At 59.5% G+C, this 20,975-nt stretch carries 19 protein-coding genes and 1 tRNA gene; all 20 read left to right on the plus strand.

Annotation, left to right across the window (positions count from 1 at the left end; all coding sequences use genetic code 11):
* Positions 1 to 110 precede the first annotated feature (110 nt).
* Positions 111 to 1,496 carry a histidine kinase gene (locus V2391_RS08115; protein ID WP_022094846.1) on the plus strand — a complete coding sequence of 462 codons (1,386 nt, stop codon included), beginning with the start codon at positions 111 to 113 and terminating at the stop codon, positions 1,494 to 1,496.
* 38 nt (positions 1,497 to 1,534) lie between these two features.
* Positions 1,535 to 2,269 (plus strand): LytR/AlgR family response regulator transcription factor, encoded by a 735-nt coding sequence (locus tag V2391_RS08120; RefSeq protein ID WP_329738915.1) that lies wholly within the window; start codon positions 1,535 to 1,537, stop codon positions 2,267 to 2,269.
* Between the two features lie 92 nt (positions 2,270 to 2,361).
* Positions 2,362 to 3,306: a zinc dependent phospholipase C family protein gene (locus V2391_RS08125; protein WP_329738916.1), complete on the plus strand. Its 945-nt coding sequence runs from the start codon at positions 2,362 to 2,364 to the stop codon at positions 3,304 to 3,306.
* Positions 3,307 to 3,526: 220 nt separating this feature from the next.
* A complete protein-coding gene (locus tag V2391_RS08130; RefSeq protein WP_329738917.1) occupies positions 3,527 to 4,786 on the plus strand; it encodes an MFS transporter in 1,260 nt (419 codons plus the stop codon).
* A gap of 170 nt (positions 4,787 to 4,956) precedes the next feature.
* The gene (locus V2391_RS08135) at positions 4,957 to 6,144 is read left to right on the plus strand and encodes a glycosyltransferase (protein WP_329738918.1); all 1,188 of its coding nucleotides are present in this window, start codon (positions 4,957 to 4,959) and stop codon (positions 6,142 to 6,144) included.
* A complete protein-coding gene (locus tag V2391_RS08140) occupies positions 6,141 to 7,484 on the plus strand; it encodes a histidine kinase (RefSeq protein WP_329738919.1) in 1,344 nt (447 codons plus the stop codon). The genes V2391_RS08135 and V2391_RS08140 overlap by 4 nt, the downstream gene beginning before the upstream one ends.
* Before the next feature lie 72 nt (positions 7,485 to 7,556).
* Positions 7,557 to 8,273, plus strand: a complete 717-nt coding sequence (locus V2391_RS08145; protein WP_118080682.1) for a LytR/AlgR family response regulator transcription factor — start codon at positions 7,557 to 7,559, stop codon at positions 8,271 to 8,273.
* A gap of 103 nt (positions 8,274 to 8,376) precedes the next feature.
* The gene (locus V2391_RS08150; RefSeq protein ID WP_329738920.1) at positions 8,377 to 8,844 is read left to right on the plus strand and encodes a YfcE family phosphodiesterase; all 468 of its coding nucleotides are present in this window, start codon (positions 8,377 to 8,379) and stop codon (positions 8,842 to 8,844) included.
* A gap of 411 nt (positions 8,845 to 9,255) precedes the next feature.
* A tRNA-Asp gene (locus tag V2391_RS08155) sits at positions 9,256 to 9,333 on the plus strand.
* A 343-nt stretch (positions 9,334 to 9,676) separates the two neighbouring features.
* Entirely contained in the window at positions 9,677 to 10,162 is a 486-nt protein-coding gene (locus V2391_RS08160) for an RrF2 family transcriptional regulator (protein ID WP_329738921.1), read from the plus strand.
* Between the two features lie 21 nt (positions 10,163 to 10,183).
* Positions 10,184 to 11,089, plus strand: a complete 906-nt coding sequence (locus V2391_RS08165; protein WP_329738922.1) for an adenine glycosylase — start codon at positions 10,184 to 10,186, stop codon at positions 11,087 to 11,089.
* A gap of 114 nt (positions 11,090 to 11,203) precedes the next feature.
* Positions 11,204 to 11,743: a rubrerythrin gene (rbr, locus tag V2391_RS08170; RefSeq protein WP_271737338.1), complete on the plus strand. Its 540-nt coding sequence runs from the start codon at positions 11,204 to 11,206 to the stop codon at positions 11,741 to 11,743.
* A 275-nt stretch (positions 11,744 to 12,018) separates the two neighbouring features.
* Complete coding sequence (locus V2391_RS08175; protein ID WP_329738923.1) at positions 12,019 to 12,651, plus strand: hypothetical protein; 633 nt, start codon at positions 12,019 to 12,021, stop codon at positions 12,649 to 12,651.
* A gap of 434 nt (positions 12,652 to 13,085) precedes the next feature.
* The gene (locus V2391_RS08180) at positions 13,086 to 13,496 is read left to right on the plus strand and encodes a hypothetical protein (protein ID WP_329738924.1); all 411 of its coding nucleotides are present in this window, start codon (positions 13,086 to 13,088) and stop codon (positions 13,494 to 13,496) included.
* 123 nt (positions 13,497 to 13,619) lie between these two features.
* Positions 13,620 to 14,150 carry a DUF6036 family nucleotidyltransferase gene (locus V2391_RS08185; RefSeq protein ID WP_329738925.1) on the plus strand — a complete coding sequence of 177 codons (531 nt, stop codon included), beginning with the start codon at positions 13,620 to 13,622 and terminating at the stop codon, positions 14,148 to 14,150.
* Positions 14,147 to 14,710, plus strand: a complete 564-nt coding sequence (locus V2391_RS08190) for a transcriptional regulator (protein ID WP_195361561.1) — start codon at positions 14,147 to 14,149, stop codon at positions 14,708 to 14,710. Before V2391_RS08185 ends, V2391_RS08190 begins: the two co-directional genes overlap by 4 nt.
* Before the next feature lie 51 nt (positions 14,711 to 14,761).
* On the plus strand, positions 14,762 to 16,117 hold the full coding sequence (gene rmuC, locus V2391_RS08195; protein WP_329738926.1) for a DNA recombination protein RmuC: 1,356 nt from the start codon (positions 14,762 to 14,764) through the stop codon (positions 16,115 to 16,117).
* Positions 16,118 to 16,242: 125 nt separating this feature from the next.
* Positions 16,243 to 18,045, plus strand: a complete 1,803-nt coding sequence (locus V2391_RS08200; protein WP_329738927.1) for an ABC transporter ATP-binding protein — start codon at positions 16,243 to 16,245, stop codon at positions 18,043 to 18,045.
* A 63-nt stretch (positions 18,046 to 18,108) separates the two neighbouring features.
* Positions 18,109 to 18,774 (plus strand): endonuclease III, encoded by a 666-nt coding sequence (gene nth / locus V2391_RS08205; protein ID WP_329738928.1) that lies wholly within the window; start codon positions 18,109 to 18,111, stop codon positions 18,772 to 18,774.
* Between the two features lie 157 nt (positions 18,775 to 18,931).
* Positions 18,932 to 20,975, plus strand: a 2,044-nt coding sequence (locus V2391_RS08210; protein WP_329738929.1) for an InlB B-repeat-containing protein, incomplete at its 3' end; no start/stop codon positions are given.

A 20,975-nucleotide genomic window follows, 5' to 3' on the forward strand; every position in this document is an offset into this window, starting at 1 on the left:
TTTGTCGATGGCTGGATGTAAAACACAGTTTTTGATTGCATAATGCAATGGAGAGGGTCGCTTGCGGCCCTCTTTATTGCTATCGGTGCGGTAGATAAAAGGGGATGACGGTGGATTTAAACAGGCTGATTCTGGGCAAGAGCTACAACTCTACCAAGGTCTTTCGTACGGCCCAGCATGTGGTCCAGGCCATCCTGCTCGGTGTTGTCGTTCCGGCGCTTATCCTGCTGCTTATCTGGGATTTAACCGATAACCCCAATCCCGTTCCGGGCGTCGTCGTCATCGCCGGCATGGTCATGCTGTGCTTCTTCTTCTCGTATGTCTTTGTGGTTCCCGACGACCTCACATCGAGCGCAACCGACCGTACGCTCGCCATCGCATCAAAAATATTCGCCTACACGTCGCGCGGCCTTACGCCCGAAGCGGCCCTGGGCGCCTCTAAAATCATCCTGTCCGAGACCATCGCCTCTGCCATTTGCTTTACCGACGGCAAGCAGGTGCTGGCAAGCTGGGGCGAGGACTCGGCAAAGTGCCCTGCCGGCACCCCGGTGGTGCTCAAGACCACGCTCAACGTGATTGAGACGGGCGAGCAGAGCGTGTTTTCGCGTGACGCCTCCAATGAGACGGGCGGCTATTTTCCCCGCCTGCGCGCCGGCATTGTCGCGCCGCTTACCGTGCGCGGGCATTGCGTGGGCACGCTCGAGCTGTATTACCCCCGCCTGAGCAGCATCGATATGCGCCAGACGGCCCTTGCCTCGGGTTTTGCCGATCTAATTTCCACGCAGCTCGCCAGCTTTGAGCTCGAGCGCCAGGACGAGCTCACGGCCCGCGTTGAGCTTCGCGCCCTGCAGTCGCAGGTCGACCCGCATTTTCTATTCAATACCATTAGCACGATCGTGTCGCTCGTTCGAACCGAGCCCGACAAGGCGCGATCGCTGCTGATCGACTTTTCCAACTATTATCGTCAGACGCTTTCTGATTCCGATACGCTCACCACGCTCGAGCACGAGGTGGAACAGGGTACTCGTTATATCAATCTTATGCAGGCCCGGTATGGCGACGGCCGTCTGCGCGTTTCGGTCGACATCGACTTTGAGGTGCGCGACAGCCTGGTGCCGCCATTTATCTTGCAGCCGCTGCTCGAAAACTGCATCAAGCATGCGCAGCGCGAGACCGAGCCGCTTTCTATTCGTGTTAGGGCTTTTGAGACCGATGACGGCTTGGAGATCATCGTCGAAGACGACGGCATCGGGATGAGCGAAGAAGTTTGCGCGCATCTGTTTGAGCAGCATCGCCGAGAGGAGCCCGAGAGCATTACCGCCGACGGCTCCATCAAGCGAGGTTGCGGCCTGGCGCTCTTCAACGTGCTTCAGCGCATCCATTTCTTTTACGGAGAAGATTCTGGCATGCGCGTGAAGTCCCAGGAGGGCGTGGGAACACAGGTCATCGTTGAGTTGAACGGCGAGCCGCATGAGCCGGCGCCGCTAACGGTGTAGCACGCGGTTGGATTGAGAGAAAAAGAGGGGAAGCGCATATGTCCGAAGGCTGGAACATCTTGGTGGTTGATGACGAGCCTCCCATTAGAGCTGAGCTACGCTATCTGTTGGAAAAGGATACGCGCGTTGGTCAGATTGCCGAGGCGGGCAATGTCACCGAAGCCGTGGAGTCGATTCTGTCGAACAAGCCCGACGTGCTGTTTTTAGACATTACCATGCCCGGTCGCTCGGGAATTGAGCTTGCCGAGACGCTGCAGAACCTAAAGACGCCGCCGGTCGTGGTGTTTGTGACGGCATTTGCCGAGTATGCGGCTGATGCCTATAACCTCGATGCTGTCGATTACATCGTCAAACCGGTCGAGGATGCCCGCTTGTCAAAGGCGCTCGACAAGATCGAGGTCGCCTTGGGCACTCGCCGTGTCGTCCATGCTCCGCGCCAGCCTTTGCGCCTGACAGTGGATCGCGGGGGCAAAAAGGTGTTCATTCCTGTGGCGGATGTCTGCTACTTTGAGGCACGCGCCGATTTTTGCAACGTCATCTGCGCCGAGGGAACATACCTGATCAATGAGTCGATTTCCTCGCTCGAGCGGCGCTTGGCCTCCGAGGGCTTTATTCGTGTCCATCGCAGCTATCTGGTCAATTTGGAAGACGTGCATAATGTCGAGATCGGTTCCACGGGTCTTATGGAGCTCAGGCTCGATCGCGTAACCTCGACGGTGCCCGTGTCCCGTCGTCGTGCTGCCGAGGTCAAGGCGCACCTGGGGCTTGCGTAGGCGGTCTGCATGCCATCGTTTACCGCCGCAGGTTTGGCATGACCGTGCGGTGGGCATAATGGGTGACATCGAATGAAATCGAAAGGATTATTATGCCCGCGCTCATTACGCATCATCTGTTTGGCGAGGAAAGCATCGGCCGTCTTCCGCAGGGCGTTATTACGTCCGACGAGGAGCGCATCGCCTTTATCCTGGGAAACCAAGGTCCCGACCCGTTTTTCTTCCACATGCTCACGCCGCGCGTTTCCGACTGCACGTCGCTTGCTCAGGTCATGCACCGCTCGCGCATGTCGCGCCAGTTCTCGTGCCTGCGCGACGGCGTGTCGCACCTGCAGCCGCGCGACGCCAATCTGGGCCGCGCCTTTGCGCTGGGCCTGCTGTCGCACTATGTGCTCGATCGCAATGCCCACCCCTTTGTCTACGAGCAGCAGTTTGGCATTGTCGAGTCCGATCCCGAGCTCGAGGCTTCTGGCAGTCAAGTTCATGCCGTGCTCGAAAGCGACCTGGACGTGCTGATGCTGCAGCTCAAGCGCGATGGGGCTACGGTCGAGGATTATCCGCCGGCGGGCGAGATCGTCACTACCGACCGCATCAATCGCGTTGCCGGCGTGCTGATGAGCTACGTCGCCGGACGCGTGTACGGTATCGACATCCCGGCGGGGGAGTACGCCGGCGCCGTCTCGGACATGCAGCTGCTCTACCGCACTATCGAGCCGGCCGGTTCGGCCAAGACGCGCGCGATTGCCCTGCTCGAGGGCTTGGTGCACGATTATTCGCTGCTCGACGGCCTTGCGCACCGCGTGACGACCGAGCTGCCCGAGCGTACCGGCAACCTGGGCCACTTGGCATGGAAGAACCCCTTTACCGATGAAGTCTCGACCGAGAGCTTCCCCGAGGTCTTTGACCGCGCGTTGGTCGATTACGAGTGCACGGTCGCCCGCTTTATCGAGACCGGCGATATGGAAGCCGTGACCAACCACGTCAATTACAGCGGCCGCGTACTCGACGCCGACGAGGAGTTCGACCGCGAGGAGTAACAAACCGTTTCAATAAGTTGCGGTGGAATAGCTCCTGAATGAGGCCCCCGGAGGGCTAAGCGGGAACTATTTCACCGCAACCGCCTTGATGGGATGGTGTTTCGCCCTGCGTGTCCGTATGACCGCTCCTGTCCCTTTGCCGAATCCTTACCGGTGCTTCTGGACAATTGGGGTACGATGAACTAACTGCATATCGGGCGAATACGAAGGGTCCCTGTCCATGAAATACACCAAGCTCGAGCGTAACTGGGTCATGTACGATGTGGGAAACTCGGCCCTCGTGCTGCTCAATACCTCGGTGGTGCCCATCTACTTTAACGCTATCAATACCGGTGCTTCCTCGGCAGACCTGGTGGTCGCTTGGGGCAATGCTCAGACGATTGCCTCGCTGGTCATTGCCATGCTCATGCCCATTCTGGGCGCGCTTGCCGATTACGCCGGCAACAAGATCAAGTTCTTCTTGGGCTTCTTCCTCACGGGCCTGGTGCTTTGCCTGGCGCAGGCTATCCCAATGTCCGCCATGGCATTTTTGACCGTGTACGTGCTGTGCACCATCGGCCTTAACTCTTCTATGACGTTCTACGACGCCATGCTGCCCGACATTACCACCGACGAGCGCATGGACGCCGTGTCCAGCTCGGGCTATGCCTGGGGCTACATCGGTTCCACCGTGCCGTTCGTCATCTGCCTGGCGCTCATCATGGGTGGCCCCGCTCTTGGCGTCCCTACCATGCTGGCAACGCGTCTGTCGTTTATCATCACTGGTGCCTGGTGGCTCATCTTTACCCTGCCGCTCATTCGCACCTATAAGCAAAAGTACGATCGCGAGCGCGGTCCCGAGGACACTATCGGCCACATCGTGGGCGGTGTGTTCTCCGAGGTCGGACACACCATGCGCGAGATCGCCCACAACAAGACCGTGCTGGTCTACATGATCGCGTTCTTCTTCTATATCGACGGTGTGCACACGGTCATTTCCATGGCAACCAGCTACGGATCGGCCTTGGGCATTGATTCGACCCAGTTGGTCCTGGCGCTGCTCGTTACGCAGTTCGTGGCCTTTCCGTCCGCCATCATCTACGGCAAGCTCGCCGGACGCGTGGGCACGCTCAACATGATCCTGGTGGCGGTCGCCGCCTACATGGGCATTGTGCTGTTCGCCGCGTTCTTCCTAAAGACCGCCTTTGAATTCTGGGTGCTTGCCATTATGGTCGGTCTGTTCCAGGGCGGCGTGCAGGCGCTCAGCCGTAGCTACTTTGGCCGCATTATCCCCAAGGAAAAGTCCAACGAGTACTACGGCTTCTTTGACATCTTCGGTCGTTATGCAAGCGTCATGGGCACCTTCCTGGTGTCGGTCGTCACCTCGCTGACCGGCAACCCGTCGCTGGGCGTCCTTTCCATTGGCGTGCTGCTGATTGTTGGCTTTATGCTGCTGGTTCGCCTGTCCCGCATGACTCGGGCGGCAGAGCATGCCGCATAGGAGCGAGCGGCTATTGTGCCTGTCCACGGTACTCTTTTGGGGTTATCCGCAATAAACATTGCGACTTGCGAGCAATGATTTGCCCAAGTGGGTATGATGGAATCAGCTAGGTCGCGGGGCGTCGCCTGTGTTTGGCGGCGCCCCGTTTTTGTGTTGCAGGGAGGGAAGGCATGAACGCCACGGTTGTGATTCCAACATATTGGGCGGGCGATGATGCCCGTGCAAACGCTCCCGGCGCCTATGACCACTCGACGAAGCTTGACGCCACCAATCCCGAGCTCGACCGCTGCCTGGCCTCGCTCGAGCAGGTGCGCGACATTCCGAGGATTATCCTTTTGATGGTCTGTCCCATCTCGGCTACGGCGGATGTGTCGAAGCGCGTGCACGAAATCGTCAACGCGCACCCTACGCTCAAAGTCACCGTAGTTACCAACACCCAGGCATCGCGTATCGCCGACCGTGTGGCGCAGATTGCTCCCAAGGGCTCGGGCGAGTGCGTGAGCCTGCGCGGATACGGCGCCATTCGCAATATGGGGCTTGCCTGCGCTGCGGTGCTCGGCCACGATGCCGTCGTCTTTTTGGATGACGACGAGACCGTTATCGATGCCGACTTTATGAAGCGCGCGACCTATGCGCTGGGCCAGCAGACGCGTCAGGGCCTGCCGATTTTGGTTAAGAGCGGTTACTTTTACGATCGCGACGGATCGCCGTTGGCGCCCACGGACAAGGTGGGCATTTGCCATCGTTGGTGGACCAAGCGCATCGAGTTTAATCGCTGGATGAAAAAGGCGCTCTCGGGCACCCGTATCTCGCGTTCAAACTACGTGTGCGGCGGCCTCATGGCACTTCATGCCCGCGCCTTTACCCGTGTGGCGTTTGACCCGTTTATCACCCGAGGCGAGGACCTGGACTACCTCTTTAACATGCGCATGTTTGGCTACGACGTGTGGTTTGACAACGAGTGGACCGTTCGTCACCTGCCGCCCGAGTCCGAGAAGCGCTCGCCGCGCTTTATGCAGGATGTGTACCGTTGGTACTACGAGCGTGCCAAGCTGACATTTGCCGCGCACCAGCAGGAGCTCGTCCCCGTCTCAGCCGCGTCGCTCATGCCCTATCCGGGTCCGTGGATTTCGCGCGAGCTCGACGAGCGCGTGCGCAAGACCGCCATGGTCCGCAGCATGTTTACCCGCGAGCACGAGGGGTATCTACGCATTTGGCGCCACGGTATTGACGAGGCCAAGACCTACGCACGCCAAAACGCTGCAAGCTACCTGCGTTTTCAGAGCTTCTGGCCCAAGATCATGGACGGGCTCTGGCGCGACGCACAACTGACCAGCATCCTGGAGGGGACTGAATGATCGACCGCCGCGCCCAGCGCGATAACTCAATATCAATCTTTCGCGTGATCGCCGTTGTCTGCGCCATTTGCGTGCTGGTGTACTTTATTTTCGCCCTGGCGACCGGAATCGAGCCAATCGCGACCGTGGTCGCCTGTGCACTGCTGTGCATCTTTCTGTGCATTTTTATCTATTTGACGCTCAATCCCGATTCGGTGCGTTCGCAGTACACCGAAGAGACGCTCTCGGTGGCTTCTGCCATGCTCGAGGACATCAAAGGCGGCCTGACGCAGGAGTCGGCGCGTCTGGTGTGCCAGCGTATTTTGCCCGAGACGCGCGCCATGACGGTTGCCATCACCGACGAGGGCAACGTGCTGGCCTGCGCGGGCGAGTTCGAGGAAAAGCTACTGCCTGATTCGCCCATCCACACACTTGCCACGCGCTACGTCATCGAGCACGGTATTGTCCAGTCGTTCAACCGTGTGGTGGACGTGGTGGGTTCGGATGGCTCGCACAACCATGTTCCTGCCGGTATCATCGCTCCTATCAAGGTGGGCGACCGCACCGTCGGCACGCTCAAGTTCTACTACAAGACCCCGCGTGCCGTCGACCGCACTCAGTACGCGCTCGCCTCGGGTTTTGCCGAGATCCTGTCCACGCAGCTCGCCATCCACGAGCTCGAGGTGCAAAAGGAACTCACGGCCCGTGCCGAGGTGCGTGCCCTGCAGGCGCAGATCAACCCGCATTTTCTGTTCAACACGCTCAACACCATCGCGTCGTTTACGCGTACCGACCCGCTGCGCGCCCGCGAGCTGCTGCGCGAGTTCTCCTCGTTCTATCGCGCCACGCTCGACAATTCGGGCTCGCTCATTCCCGTGTCGCGCGAGGTCGCACAGACCAAACGCTACCTGACGTTTGAGAAGGCGCGCTTTGGCGAGGATCGCGTGCTGGCGACCTTCGACGTGTCCGAGGACGTCGAGGACACGCTGGTGCCGGCATTTGTAATCCAGCCGATCGTCGAGAATGCCGTGCGCCACGGTATGGGCGACGGCGATGCGCTGGGGATCGATGTGTCGGTCCACAGGGATGGCGAAGATGCGATTTTGATTGCGGTCGCCGATGACGGCGTGGGCATGGACGAAGGCACCGCTGCCAGACTGTTTGACGAACGCTCCGCCCGTCCCGACGCCAACTCCCCGCAGGGCGGCGGCGCCGGTGTGGCCATGCACAATATTTCGGAGCGCATCCATCGCTTTTATGGGCCGCACTCCTATACGCGCGTCGAATCGGCCCCGGGCAAGGGCACTAAAGTGCTCCTGCATCTCGATTTGTCGGAGAGCATCTTCGACATTCAAGAGTAGAATAATAAGTTATGGGTTTAACGCTAGTTGGCGGATGCCCGACGTAGTTAGTTGACGAAAGGTTTTATCCCTATGCTGCGTGCGATGATTGTGGATGATGAGGCCCCGGCCCGATCGGAACTTCGCTTCTTGCTCGAGCAGACGGGCAAGATCGGCACGATCACAGAAGCGTCGAGCGTTCGCTCCGCCATCGAGATGCTTATGGAGAGCCGCGTCGATGTCGTGTTCCTCGATATTTCGATGCCTGGCGCTTCGGGTCTGCAACTTGCCGAGGCACTGCATAAGCTTAAGAATCCGCCGGCGATCGTATTTGTAACCGCATACAGCGATCATGCGGTCGAGGCGTTTGATGTGGATGCCGTCGACTATCTGATGAAGCCGGTCGAGGAGGCTCGTCTGGATCGAGCAATCGATAAGGTTATGCAACGCGCCAAGCCTGTCACGGACAGCAAGGTGACCATCGAGCGCATTCCGGTGGAAAAGGGCGGCCGCAAGGTCCTCATCCCCGTGGACGACATTCGCTTTATCATGGCCAAGGACGATTACTCCTGCATCTATACGGTCGACGATCGCTTTTTGTCGACGACCTCGCTGGCACAGTTCGAGGCCAAGCTCTGTGACTTTGGCTTCTTCCGCGTTCACCGCCGCTATATCGTCAACCTGGCGTGTGTCACCGACGTCGAGACGGTTCCCTCGGGCGCTATCCAGCTGGGCATTACGGGCGTCGACGAACGCGTACCGGTTTCGCGCCGTCGCGTCGTGCCGCTCAAGAAGGCCCTGAGCCTGTAGAACATTGGCCCCGCAGCCCTGTAGACCAAAAAAGTCTGCGGAGCCGTGGGGCCTTTTTGTATGTAGATGTTGGATAACGACCCGGTTTTGCGAAAGGGATCTCATGAACAGTGCAGACGCCAAGCGCATCGACATCATCTCGGACACCCATGGCTATCTTTCTCCCGCGCTTTTGGACGAGCTGGAGGGCGCAGATCTGATCATCCATGCGGGAGACCTAACGTCCGAGATGGACTATGAGCACTTGCGCACTATCGCCCCTGTGCGAGCCGTGCTGGGCAACAACGACTACTACCGCGATTACGGGCCCGACGTGGATCGATTGGCCCTCTTCACCTACGAAGGACTCAAATTCGCCGTAGCCCACTACCGCGAAGACCTCCCCGTGGGATCCGTAGACGTAGCCATCAACGGTCACACCCACGTAACCAAAGAAGCTCAAGTAGGCCGCTGCCTAGTCCTCAACCCCGGCAGTGCTAGCTACCCCAGAGGTACCCGAGGCCCCACCATGGCCAGGATGCTCGTCAAAGACGGCAAGATCCTCAGCACCAAATTTATTGACTTGGACTAACCGCAACAAAAACGGGGGGATGCACAGCGCATCCCCCGTTTTTCTTTCAGCAAAAGGTAGAGCTTCAGCAACAACCTTAGACAACCCCGTCGAGGAGAACGGGGACCTCGAGCCGCGGAAGCGGCGAGGAACAACAACAGTTTGAAGCAAGTGACGGCAGGGAGGGTCTCCGGGGCCGGCTGGCGCGGGTTAAGTTTGTCGCGAGTTCCGCACGCAAAGGAAAGCACTTAATGTGCTTTCCGTCTTGCGCAGGACTGTAGAGCAGCAAACTTAACCCGCGCCAGCCGGCCCCGGAGACCCTCCCGGACAGCCAAAAAATTTTTTCAAAAAAGTTGTTGCGTGCCAGACAGACTTCTGTGTATACTAATCCCCGCAGCGCACGCGAGCGGAAACAAACGCGAACGACTGCCTGGGGAGTTAGCTCAGTTTGGTTAGAGCGCCGGCCTGTCACGTCGGAGGTCGCGGGTTCGAGCCCCGTACTTCCCGCCAACGCAATTAAAGCCACGTCTTCGGACGTGGCTTTTTGCGTTTAATAGCCATCGATCTCATATGCCTCTTTATCCAAATCACCGCATTTGCAACGAGCGAGCCAGCCTCTACTGATATATGTGTTCAAACAGGGGGTTTGTTGCGCAACATCTGTTCAATGAAGCAGGGGGTTCGGTTATACTAAATTGCACTTTAGGCCGTACCTGATTCAGCCAGTCTTCAAGTGCGGCATTCAGTGGACACCCATTTTATAATTTGGTTGTTCAGGCGGTCATTTGGCGTCTCGACACAAGCTCGGCCCCGGAGCTCGTTCGAGCTGTTCGTATTCCTTGAAAGGGGAAACATGGACATATCGAGGAAGACTGATTATGCCCTTCGCATGCTTGCGATGCTTGCCGAGGAGCCGGAGCGGTTGCTTTCTGTTCGCACTGCTGCCGAAGAGGTCAATGTTCCGTATTCATTTGCCCGTTCGATCCAACACGGTTTGGTTCAGGCCGGCATTGTGGAGAGCCTGCGTGGTGTTCATGGCGGCATGCGCCTTAAGGTGAGCCCCGACGATGTCACGATTCGTCAGGTTGTAGAGGCCGTTCAGGGTCCCATGGTCATGAACGACTGCACCGCGCCTGATGGCGACTGTGCGCGCATGGGCACGTGCTGTTATCATCCCCTGTGGGCCGGAGCCCAGGCGCTGATGCGCGACTATCTCGATTCCGTTTCGCTCGACGATATCGTCTCCCATCGCCAGTTCCCGGCCGTCGATCCCAAGTTCGCCGACCGCGATGCGTTTCCCGAGTACGCCGCCTGCGCGTATGCTTGCCGGGAGGAATAGCGCCGTATAAGGAGCATTGTCATGATTCAGGACCCCTTTCGTTCGATGATTCGTTCGGAAGGGGTTCTGCGCTATCGCGACCTTCCGTGGCGCCGCACGCGCGACCCGTATATCATCTGGCTCTCCGAGGTCATGCTGCAGCAGACGCAGGTGCCGCGCGTGGAGACGCGCATGCCGGCGTGGCTCGATCGCTTTCCGACTGTCCAGGCGCTTGCTCAGGCCGCCCCTTCCGATGTTTTGGATGCGTGGCAGGGGATGGGCTACAATCGCCGCGCCTTGGCGCTTCACAGGGCTGCACAGTGCGTTGTGGAGGACTGGGACGGGGAGTTTCCGCGCGAGACGCACGATCTGGTCGCGCTGCCCGGCATTGGCCCGGCAACGGCGCAGGGCATCCGTTCGTTTGCATTCGATCTTCCGGGCGTGTATCTGGAGACCAACGTGCGCACGGTCTTTTTGCATCATTTCTTTCCCGATGTGCCGGCCGTTCCCGATCGCGAGCTGGTGCCGCTGATTCAAGCCGCCTGTCCGGCGGCCCCCGGTGCGGCGGCGGACGAGATCGCGCCCTTTGCCGTGCCTCAAGATGATGCCGATACGCCGCGCGCGTGGTATTACGCGTTGCTGGATTACGGCGCGTATCTTAAAAAGACGCTGCCCAATCCGTCCAGGCGGTCGGCGGGCTATAGTCGTCAGTCCAAGTTTGAGGGCTCGCGTCGCCAAAAGCGCGCCCACATTGTGCGCATGCTGCTGGCGGCGCGCGATGGGCAGCCAGCAGGTATTTCGCTCGATGAAGCCGTTGCAGGCGTTAACGAGATGGAGGCGGCAGCCGGTCGGGAACCGGTCGAGCGCGAGCTGGTCGCAAGTATTCTTGCCGATCTGGAGCGCGAGGGCTTTTGCCGCTCCGAGGGCGATCGTTGGCTGAGTGTATAGCTCGCTCGAATCTGAAGAACAGGATTATAAGGTTTAAATTTTCGGCTTGAGGGCATCCTAAAGGCAAGGCCGCTCAAAGCCTATGGGCGGCATGTGTTGAAGGGAAGTACACCTATGGATTTTGAGAACTCTCAGACCAAGAAGAACCTCGAGACCGCTTTTGCCGGTGAGTCCCAGGCACACACCAAGTATCGCTACTATGCATCCAAGGCCAAAAAGGACGGCTACGTTCAGATTTCGAATATCTTTGCCGAGACGGCGGGCAACGAGTCCGAGCATGCCAAGCTGTGGTTTAAGTATCTGCACGACGGCGCCGTTCCGGGCACTCTGGACAACCTGCGTGACGCCGCCGCGGGCGAGAACTACGAGTGGACCACGATGTATGACGAGTTTGCCAAGACCGCCGAGGAGGAGGGCTTTGCCGAGATCGCCGAGAAGTTCCGTGGCGTCGGTGCCGTGGAGAAGGCTCACGAGGAGCGCTACAACAAGCTCGTCGAGCGCATTGAATCGGGCGAGGTGTTTGAGCGCGAGGGCGTAAAGGTGTGGAAGTGCCTGAACTGCGGGCACCTGCATGTTGGTGCCGAGGCGCCCGAGGTTTGCCCGGTGTGCAACCACCCGAAGGCGTACTTTGAGGAGCAGGTGGTGAACTACTAGCGCGTGATGCTAGTTGCGGGGCGCGGGGCGGGGAGATGCCTTTCCCTCTCGCTCACGGCTTCGCAGAGTCGCGCGAGGGAAAGGCATCTCCCCGCCCCGCGCCCCGGCGTTGGGTCGTCGCGTGCTCGTTACAGAAAAGCTGATAATAAGTTTGTGTGCCGCCCCTTTGGGGCGGCACGTTTTTGTAGGGGGACTGGTTGGGACGGCACCGTTCATGGGTGGGGTACACTGGGTAGCGGCTTTTAGTTTATCTACTACCTGATGGGGTGTTTTTTATGGGTAAGAAGTCTCGGGCTCGGGTTGCTGCGGCGGGAACTCGCAAGGATCCTGGTCGTCGGGTTCCTGAGGGTAAAAAGGCCGATCGTGCCGAGAAGGACAAGAAGGTCGGTGCGCACGCTCATCCTGAGTGGGCGCCCCATTTGAATTCGGCGAGTGAGGACCTAACTGCCAAGCTGTTTACGATGGTCGAGGTCATCTTGGGTGTGGTGCCTGTGGTGGTCATTGGCCTGTTCCTGGCCTCTAAGGATGCCACGAGTGTGGATAAGCTCACCGATGTCTTTTCTCAGGATCCCTCGATGGTGGTTGCGTTTATCTCTGCGTGTCTGCAGCCGTTTGTGGCGTACATGCTGTACATGATTTATCGCAAATACTGCGAGGGCGATGCGGGCTTTGCCGCCGGAAACCTGATTGGCCTTTTGTGCTCCGAGATCTTGCTGCTCAATATTCCCGGCGTCATCGGCATGGGTATCTTGCTGTGGCGTGTTTGGCGCAACGTTGCCCCGCACTTTGAGAGCTGGCTGTTTGAGCGCCGTGCAATGGGCGTGCTGGCAGACATCGCGGGTTCGCTCGTGATTCTAGTCTTGGCGTTTATGTGCGCCACCGCCGCGCGAGGTCTCGCGGGCATGTAGTCTGTCCTCACCGACCACGGAGCGCAGGGCGGGGAAACCTTTCCCTCTCGCTCACGGCTTCGCAGGGTCGCGCGAGGCAAAGGTATCCCCGCCCTGCGCCTCGGCGTTGAGTCGCCGCATGCTCGTTACAGAAAAGCTGATAATAAGTTTGTGTGTCGCCCCTTTGGGGCGGCACGTTTTTGTGTGGGGTCCCGGTCTTCACAATTTCCGTCAAGCTTTTGGTTGGGTTTTGGTCGGTTGGCGCAAGGGTGGAAGGGCAAAAGATTGCTGGCGAAAAAAGCTCAAAGAAAGTGCTGGTAGGGGAGTTGTTGGGCTTTTCGACAGTTTTCTGACCAAAGAATCTTTGCGGTTATTGCTACGGATTTCGTTGCCGTGGCCTTGGCGGTGCGGGATGCTGAGCGTAAGCGTCGAATGCTCCGATTGAGGAGGCCAACATGGATCTGTTTCTTGAGACCCCGCAGCAACAAGCCGAGCGCATGTTGCGCCAGCAGCAACGGCTTATGGAGATGCAAATGCAGGGGGTGGCCGTCCAGCCTCCTGCGCAAAACGCCGCACCTGCGGGCGGGGCGGTCCCAGAGGCCTATTCCGTACAGCAGGATTCATATGCTCAGGAGCTTGCGTTCGATAAACGTCGTGCGCGTCGCCGTCGCTGGGCCCAGCGCCTGCGTACGCTGGCGATGATCGTGCTAATCCCGTTGGGGCTCGCGGCAATCTTCTTGGCCTCATATGCCCTCACATGCATTCTCAACGGCGCCTCGCCCAGCGAGGTGCTTGAGCACTTGGCAGCTCTCGGCCAGCGCCTGGGCGATGTCGCAACAACCATCCGCGCCGGCTGGGAGAGTTAGCGTTTGTCACATTAGGACTTCTAGGGTGTAGGGATTATCGCCATGAGTAGAATCCTTGCATCTTGCGGGCGCTGTCGTGCGACTGAATAGTATTATTGAAGATGAATAATAATAGGATTTGCTATGTATAAGCAGGCTTTAGAGCAGACTCTTTTGGGTATTGACGAAGAGGCGGAGCTGGAAATAGGTCCAAGAGACGATAGGCCGAGCGTTGTATTGGTGGGAGGAAGCGCCTTCATGCTAAACGATGTGACGAATCGGTCGGTTACACATGACATTGATGTGTTTGAGGCAGACAGGTGTCTCCGCGAGATCATAGCTCGATACCCCGAGGTGAATGGTATGGCGGTGGCATATTGTAATCAGATGCCATTCAATTACGAAGATCGCTTGATCCCCTTGGAGATTGGGGCGCGTTTTATTAGGTACTTTACGCCATCTTTGGAGGACCTGGCGGTGATGAAGCTTTATGCCTATCGTCCGAACGACATCGTCGACCTCCATAGTCGAGCGTTTATCGACCGACTTGATTGGGGGCTGCTCGAACGGCTTATATTCGACGAGGGAGAAGCACTGGCGTCGTCGCCTTCGGAGCGGAGTTATCAAGAGATGGTCTGTGCATACAGGCAATACAAAAAGGAGGTGCTCGGTTGAATCTGACCTTTGAGGGATTCTTAAAAGGCTATTGCCGAGAGCTATCCGGACAGCAGTCGCTCAGTTTTAGAAAACTGGTTAAGCAAGCGACGACGGTTGCGCCGCGCGTGGCGGAGCCCCTGTTTTTGCTCGCTTTGGCACAGGGTAAAGCCGAATACGTTCTGGGCTTATCCGAGGGTTCGTGGATGGAAGAGGGTTACCGAGGCGTTTTGTCCTTGTACGCCCAAACGGGTAGCCTGGCATCTCTATGCGCCGAGGATAAACTTCCTAATCGTTATGCCAACGTTTGGCGTGCGTATAGAGCGGTGAAGGAAAAGCCAGTGGCGGACAGAAGGATCAACGCCCTGATGCGAAAAAGAACGTTGGGAGCGCTAGAGGAATCGGGCGTAACGCGCTACGGTCTCTGCCGCGATTTGAATCTGAACAAGGGAAACGTGTACGCATATTTAGCCGGTGATGACTCAAAGGTGAGCAGGGAGACGGCGCGCCGCATTATGGAATATGCGGAGGAGAGGGGCGCCCAAGAAGGGACCGGGCGCCCGGTGCGTATGGCGGGGTAAGATTGATCGCGGTTTTGATTGGTGCTCGATTGGGTTTGTTGGGCGGAGTTTATGTCTGCTATTGATATTGTGCTTGTTGTGATCGCCTTGGTGGCGGTGGGGGTTGCTGTGGCTTGCGCCCTCCAACTCAAGAGCCTGCGTGCCGAGTTGCGGGAGCGTGGCGACAGTAGCGCGGAAACGCTGGCAGCACTCGAGCAGGCTAACAAAGCGCTCGATGCCCTGAACGTCGCGCTGGCCGAAACCCGTCGCACGGCCAATGCCATCGCGCAGCAGCAGACGACCGATGCGGCCGTAGAGCAGCAACGTTACCTGACCATCGCGCGTGAGTTCTCGCAGGCTGGCGACCGTATGGATGACCTGCGCCGCGAGACGGCCCAGCAGCTCGGTGCCAACCGCGAGGGCATCGAGCGCCGCTTGGACAAGGTGCGCGAGACGGTCGATGCCCAGCTGGGCGCCATCCGCAAGGACAACAACGTGCAGCTCGATCAGATGCGCGCGACGGTGGACGAGAAACTCTCCCGCACGCTCAACGATCGCCTGTCTGCATCGTTTAGGCAGGTGAGCGACCAGCTCGAGGCTGTGTACAAGGGTTTGGGCGATATGCAGTCCATTGCCACCGGCGTGGGCGACCTCAAGCGCGTGCTGGGCAATGTAAAAGCGCGCGGCATTTTGGGCGAGGTGCAGCTGGGTGCGATCCTGGCGGACATCCTTACGCCCGACCAGTATCTGGAAAATGTCGCCACCAAGCCCGGCGCCTCGGAGCGCGTTGAGTTTGCCGTCAAGCTGCCGGTGGACGAGGGCGATCCCGTGCTGCTACCGATCGACTCCAAATTCCCGGGCGACGCGTACGAGCACCTGCTCGACGCCCAGGAGTCGGGTGACGCTGAGGCTGTTGCCGCTGCGCGCAAGACGCTCGATGCGATGGTAAAGCGTGAGGCAAAGGACATCTGCGAAAAGTACCTGAGCGTGCCCGCGACCACCAACTTTGGCATTCTGTTCGTTCCGTTTGAGGGCCTGTACGCCGAGGTCGTCAGCCGCCCCGGGCTTATCGAGACCCTGGGCCGCGACTATCACGTCAACGTTGCCGGCCCCAGCACCATGGCGGCCATCCTCAACAGTTTGCAGATGAGCTACCAGACGTTTAAGTTGCAAAAACGCACCGACGACGTGCTGCGTGTGCTCTCTGCCGTCAAGGCCGAGCTGCCACGCTATCAGGCGGCGCTGCGCCGCGCCCAGCAGCAGATCGAGACCGCGGGAAAGACAGTCGAGGGCATCATCACCACGCGCACCAACGTTATGGAGCGCAAGCTCAAAGACATCGACGCGCTGGAAGACGCGCGGGAGGCCAACGAGATTTTGGGACTCACATCCGCGGAGCTGCTCGCAGACCAAAAAGACGAGGACTAGCTGCATCTGACGGCGGGGCGCCTGCGCAAGCGCGGGGCGCGGGCGCTTTTCGCGTCGCACTTGCCTGAAGTGCGCTTTAGTGTGCAACAATGGCGTTTCGCCCTATCAGACGCGAAAGGAAGCCCATGTCTCAGAGAAACACCAGTCCGCTCAAACGCTCCACCGTGCGTCGCACGCTGCAGCGTTTTTGGGACGTCACGCGCACGCAGCCGCTGATCGTCTTTCTCTCGGTATTCTCGTCGGCGGGCTACATCTTTTTGCTGACGTTTGCCAATACCTATGTGATGGCCCTCATTGTCGACCGCGTTCAAGCCGGTCCCGTGGCGGGTGACCAGGTGTTTGAGGTCTTCGGCTCCTATATCCTGGCGCTCGTACTCGTTAACCTGGTGGGTCAGATCCTCTCCAAGCTACAGGACTACACCGTCTACAAGCTCGAGATTGCAGGCAACTATCACCTGGCGCGCCTATGCTTCGACACGCTCTCCAACCAATCCATGACATTTCACACCAGCCGCTTTGGCGGATCGCTCGTGAGCCAGACGAGCCGTTTTATGAGCGGCTATACGGGGCTGGTCGACGTGACGGTGTATTCGCTCATCCCCACCATCACCTCGGTCATCTGCACGGTGGCGGCGCTCGCCCCGGTGGTGCCGACGTTTACCGTGATCCTGGTGTGCATCATGGCCGTCTACATCGCGTTTGTCTGGCTTATGTACAAGCGCATCATGCCGCTTTCGGCCGCGACGTCCGCCGCGCAGAACAAGCTCTCGGGCGTGCTCTCCGACGCGGTCACGAATATCCTGGCCGTCAAGACCTGTGGGCGCGAGGACTTTGAGCGCGATCTGTTCGACGCCGCCGATCGTGCCGCGCGCGACGCCGAAACGGTCTCGATGCACGCCATGATGCAGCGCAACTTTACGACCTCGGGCCTTATCGTCATCACCATGGCCGTGGTGAGTGTGTTCGTGGCGGGCGGCAACGCGTGGTTTGGCATCTCGGCCGGCTCGCTCGTCATGATCTTTACCTACACCTATAACCTCACCATGCGCCTGAACTACGTAAGCTCCATGATGCAGCGCATCAACCGCGCTTTGGGCGATGCGGCCGAGATGACGCGCGTGCTGGACGAGCCACGTTTGGTGGCAGACGACCCGGACGCCCCTGAGCTCAAAGTGACCGAGGGCGCGATTGATTTTGAGCGCCTGAGCTTTGCATACCGTGACGCCGCGGCGGGCGAGACCGTGTTCGATGACCTGACGCTTCATGTGGCGGCGGGCCAGCGCGTGGGCCTGGTGGGCAAATCGGGTTCGGGTAAGACGACGCTCACCAAGCTGCTGCTGCGCCTGGACGATGTTCAGGGCGGCCGCGTGCTCGTGGACGGCCAGGACGTCTCGCGCTGTACGCAGCAGAGCCTGCGCCGCCAGGTTGCCTACGTGCCGCAGGAGGCGCTGCTGTTCCATCGCTCCATTCGCGAGAATATCGCCTACGGACGCCCCGACGCCACCGACGAGCAGATCCGAGAGGCCGCGCGCCTGGCAAATGCCCTGGAGTTTATCGACCGTCTGCCCCATGGCTTTGACACCATGGTGGGTGAGCGCGGCGTCAAGCTCTCGGGCGGCCAGCGTCAGCGCGTGGCTATCGCCCGCGCCATCCTAACCGACGCGCCGATTCTAGTGCTCGACGAGGCGACGTCTGCCTTGGACAGCGAGTCCGAGGCGCTGGTGCAGGAGGCGCTCGAGAACCTGATGCGCGGCCGCACCTCCATTGTGGTGGCACATCGCCTGTCCACCGTGGCGGCGCTCGACCGCATTGTGGTGCTGGCCGATGGCGAGATCGTCGAGGACGGCACGCATGCGCAGCTTGTCGAGGCGGGTGGCGAGTACGCGAGCCTGTGGAGCCGTCAGACCGGCGCATTCTTGGAGGCGTAAGCGTCTCGGACGTGGGACAATTGTGCCCATAAGTTTATTGTGCCGTTGAGCCGAGGAGTCGTTATGCCACGCGAGACCAATGCCGCCAAGCGCGAGCGCGCCATCGAGGTGTGTGAGCGCCTCAACCGTCGCTATGGCCCGGTCGAGTGCTTTTTGGACCACGAGAATCCCTTCCGCCTGCTGATCGCGGTGCTGCTCTCGGCGCAAACGACCGATGCACAGGTCAACAAGGTGACGCCGCGGCTGTTTGCCCAGTGGCCCACGCCCGAGGCCATGGCGGGGGCGAGCGTGGCCGATGTGGCCGATACCATTAAGTCGCTCGGCTTTTATAAGAGCAAGGCCAAGCACGCCGTGGAGGCCGCGCAGATGATCGTTGCCGATTACGGCGGCGAGGTGCCGGCCGACATGAAGGAGCTCGTCAAGCTGCCGGGTGTGGGGCGCAAAACGGCGAACATCGTGCTCAACGTGGGGTTTGGCATTGTCGAGGGCATCGCGGTCGACACGCACGTCAACCGCATTGCGCACCGCCTGATGCTGAGTCCCAAGACACATGCCAAGGAGCCGCTCAAGACCGAGCGGGATCTGCTCAAGATTTTGCCGCACGAGTATTGGGAGTCGGTCAACCATCAGTGGATCACCTTCGGTCGCGAGATCTGCGACGCCCGCAAACCCAAGTGCGACGAGTGTCCGCTGGCAGACCTTTGCCCCAGCGTACGGGTGGTGCAATAGCTTTTTGCAAACTTTTTTGCAAAAAAAGTCTCAAACCTTAGATATAGCCTGGTTGCGCAACCTTTTTAGTGTTTTCTCCGCTTGAATAGATGATGCAATTCAAAAGTCTTCTTCTGCGAAGTGGTCGCGAAGAAGCAAGTCGGGAAAGGACGACCACATGAATAGGAAGCTTAACGCTGCTATCACAGCCGGTCTGAGCTTGAGTATGGTGCTCAGCTCCACGCCGGTTGCTGCTATCGCGGCGGAGACTGCCCGGAACACGAGTGGGGAAGCGGCTGCTGCCGCCACTGGCGTAAAGACGGTTAGTTTCTATGCAAACGGGGGCACTTTTGCTGACGGAAGCCCCATCTCAATGGATCATAAAACGAATGAGAACGGCGAGATTAATCCGCTCAAGGATTCTCCGGTTCGCGATGGATATGTCTTTGACGGTTGGTATTATGACAGCACGTGTACCCAGGCTGTCGATTTTTCACAGCCCCTTCAGGGCGGTGCAGCTAACTTTATGCTGTACGCCAAGTGGACTAAGGCTCCCTCGAAGGTGCTTCATGTGACCTACGCTGCCAATGGCGGTCAGTTCGCCGACGGCAATGTGGCCATGGAGGGTGTCACTGACAGCAACGGTATTGCGCGCCAACCGCTTGCCCCCACGCGTGATGGCTACGTGTTTGCCGGTTGGTATTATCACAGCAATGGAACCGACCAGGTTGATTTCAACCAGCCGATTGTCGGTGGCGGCAAGAATGTGACCCTTTTCGCCGCTTGGACGCCTGCGAAGCAGGACAAGACTGTCGATATCTTCTACGTCGCCAACGGCGGTACGTTCTTCGACGGCAACGAAACTATGCAGGGCGTAACCGATACCGACGGTATTGCACGCCTGCCGCTCCAGCCGACCCGCGAGGGCTATGACTTCGTTGGTTGGTCGTACGATCGCGACGGAAATGACCCCGTCGACTTCACGCAGGCTATCGTTGCGGGCAGCGGCCACGCGACCGTATATGCCCAGTGGAAGCAGAACAACGAGAAGGCTGTTCTCTATGTTGCCAATGGTGGCGCCTTCGCCGATGGCAATGTGGCCATGGAGGGTGTCACTGACAGCAACGGCGTCGCCCGCCAGCCCCTGGCCCCGACCCGCGAGGGCTACACCTTTACCGGTTGGACTTACGATGCTGCTGGCACCGAGCCTGTCGACTTCACCAAGCCCGTCCAGGGTGGCGGTCAGCACGTTACGTTCTACGCACAGTGGGCAGAGCTTGCTAACAATGAGAAGGATGTTCTCTACGTCGCCAACGGTGGTGTTTTCGCTGATGGCAACGAAGTTCTCCAGGGTGTGACCGACGGCGACGGCGTCGCCCGCCAGCCCCTGACCCCGACCCGCGAGGGCTACACCTTCGCCGGCTGGACCTACGACCGCGAGGGCACCGATCCTGTCGACTTCAGCAAGCCGCTGGTCGGCGGCGGCGACCACGCTACCCTTTATGCTCAGTGGAATGCTGTTGAGGAGGATAACTCCATCGACGTCCTCTACGTCGCCAACGGCGGCACGTTCTTCGACGGCAGCGACGCTCTCCAGGGCGTGACCGACGGCGACGGCGTCGCCCGCCAGCCCCTGGCCCCGACCCGCGAGGGCTACACCTTCGCCGGCTGGACCTACGACCGCGACGGTAACGACCCGGTCGACTTCAGCAAGCCGCTGGTCGGCGGCGGCGACCACGCCACCCTGTTCGCCCAGTGGGACATGGTTGTCGAGGACAACTCCATCGACGTCCTCTACGTCGCCAACGGCGGCACGTTCTTCGACGGCAACGAGACGCTCCAGGGCGTTACCGACGGCGACGGCGTCGCCCGCCAGCCCCTGGCCCCGACCCGCGAGGGCTACACCTTCGCCGGCTGGACCTACGACCGCGACGGTAACGACCCGGTCGACTTCAGCAAGCCCGTCCAGGGCGGCGGCGACCACGTGACGTTCTACGCCCAGTGGAACATGGATGTTGAGGCCAACTCCATCGACGTCCTCTACGCAGCCAACGGCGGCACGTTCTTCGACGGCAACGAGACGCTCCAGGGCGTTACCGACGGCGACGGCGTCGCCCGCCAGCCCCTGGCCCCGACCCGCGAGGGCTACACCTTCGCCGGCTGGACCTATGACTCCAAGGGTACCGACCCGGTCGACTTCAGCAAGCCCGTCCAGGGCGGCG

Source organism: Collinsella sp. CM84Y_54, assembly GCF_036317945.1.
Classification (GTDB): Bacteria; Actinomycetota; Coriobacteriia; order Coriobacteriales; family Coriobacteriaceae; genus Collinsella.

Coding starts and splice junctions, on each gene's coding strand:
- nth (WP_329738928.1), top strand. CDS start 18,109: ATGCCACGCGAGACCAATGCCGCCAAGCGCGAGCGCGCCATCGAGGTG.
- V2391_RS08200 (WP_329738927.1), top strand. CDS start 16,243: ATGTCTCAGAGAAACACCAGTCCGCTCAAACGCTCCACCGTGCGTCGC.
- V2391_RS08125 (WP_329738916.1), top strand. CDS start 2,362: ATGCCCGCGCTCATTACGCATCATCTGTTTGGCGAGGAAAGCATCGGC.
- V2391_RS08160 (WP_329738921.1), top strand. CDS start 9,677: ATGGACATATCGAGGAAGACTGATTATGCCCTTCGCATGCTTGCGATG.
- rbr (WP_271737338.1), top strand. CDS start 11,204: ATGGATTTTGAGAACTCTCAGACCAAGAAGAACCTCGAGACCGCTTTT.
- V2391_RS08185 (WP_329738925.1), top strand. CDS start 13,620: ATGTATAAGCAGGCTTTAGAGCAGACTCTTTTGGGTATTGACGAAGAG.
- V2391_RS08120 (WP_329738915.1), top strand. CDS start 1,535: ATGTCCGAAGGCTGGAACATCTTGGTGGTTGATGACGAGCCTCCCATT.
- V2391_RS08150 (WP_329738920.1), top strand. CDS start 8,377: ATGAACAGTGCAGACGCCAAGCGCATCGACATCATCTCGGACACCCAT.
- V2391_RS08145 (WP_118080682.1), top strand. CDS start 7,557: ATGCTGCGTGCGATGATTGTGGATGATGAGGCCCCGGCCCGATCGGAA.
- V2391_RS08180 (WP_329738924.1), top strand. CDS start 13,086: ATGGATCTGTTTCTTGAGACCCCGCAGCAACAAGCCGAGCGCATGTTG.
- rmuC (WP_329738926.1), top strand. CDS start 14,762: ATGTCTGCTATTGATATTGTGCTTGTTGTGATCGCCTTGGTGGCGGTG.
- V2391_RS08130 (WP_329738917.1), top strand. CDS start 3,527: ATGAAATACACCAAGCTCGAGCGTAACTGGGTCATGTACGATGTGGGA.
- V2391_RS08135 (WP_329738918.1), top strand. CDS start 4,957: ATGAACGCCACGGTTGTGATTCCAACATATTGGGCGGGCGATGATGCC.
- V2391_RS08140 (WP_329738919.1), top strand. CDS start 6,141: ATGATCGACCGCCGCGCCCAGCGCGATAACTCAATATCAATCTTTCGC.
- V2391_RS08175 (WP_329738923.1), top strand. CDS start 12,019: ATGGGTAAGAAGTCTCGGGCTCGGGTTGCTGCGGCGGGAACTCGCAAG.
- V2391_RS08165 (WP_329738922.1), top strand. CDS start 10,184: ATGATTCAGGACCCCTTTCGTTCGATGATTCGTTCGGAAGGGGTTCTG.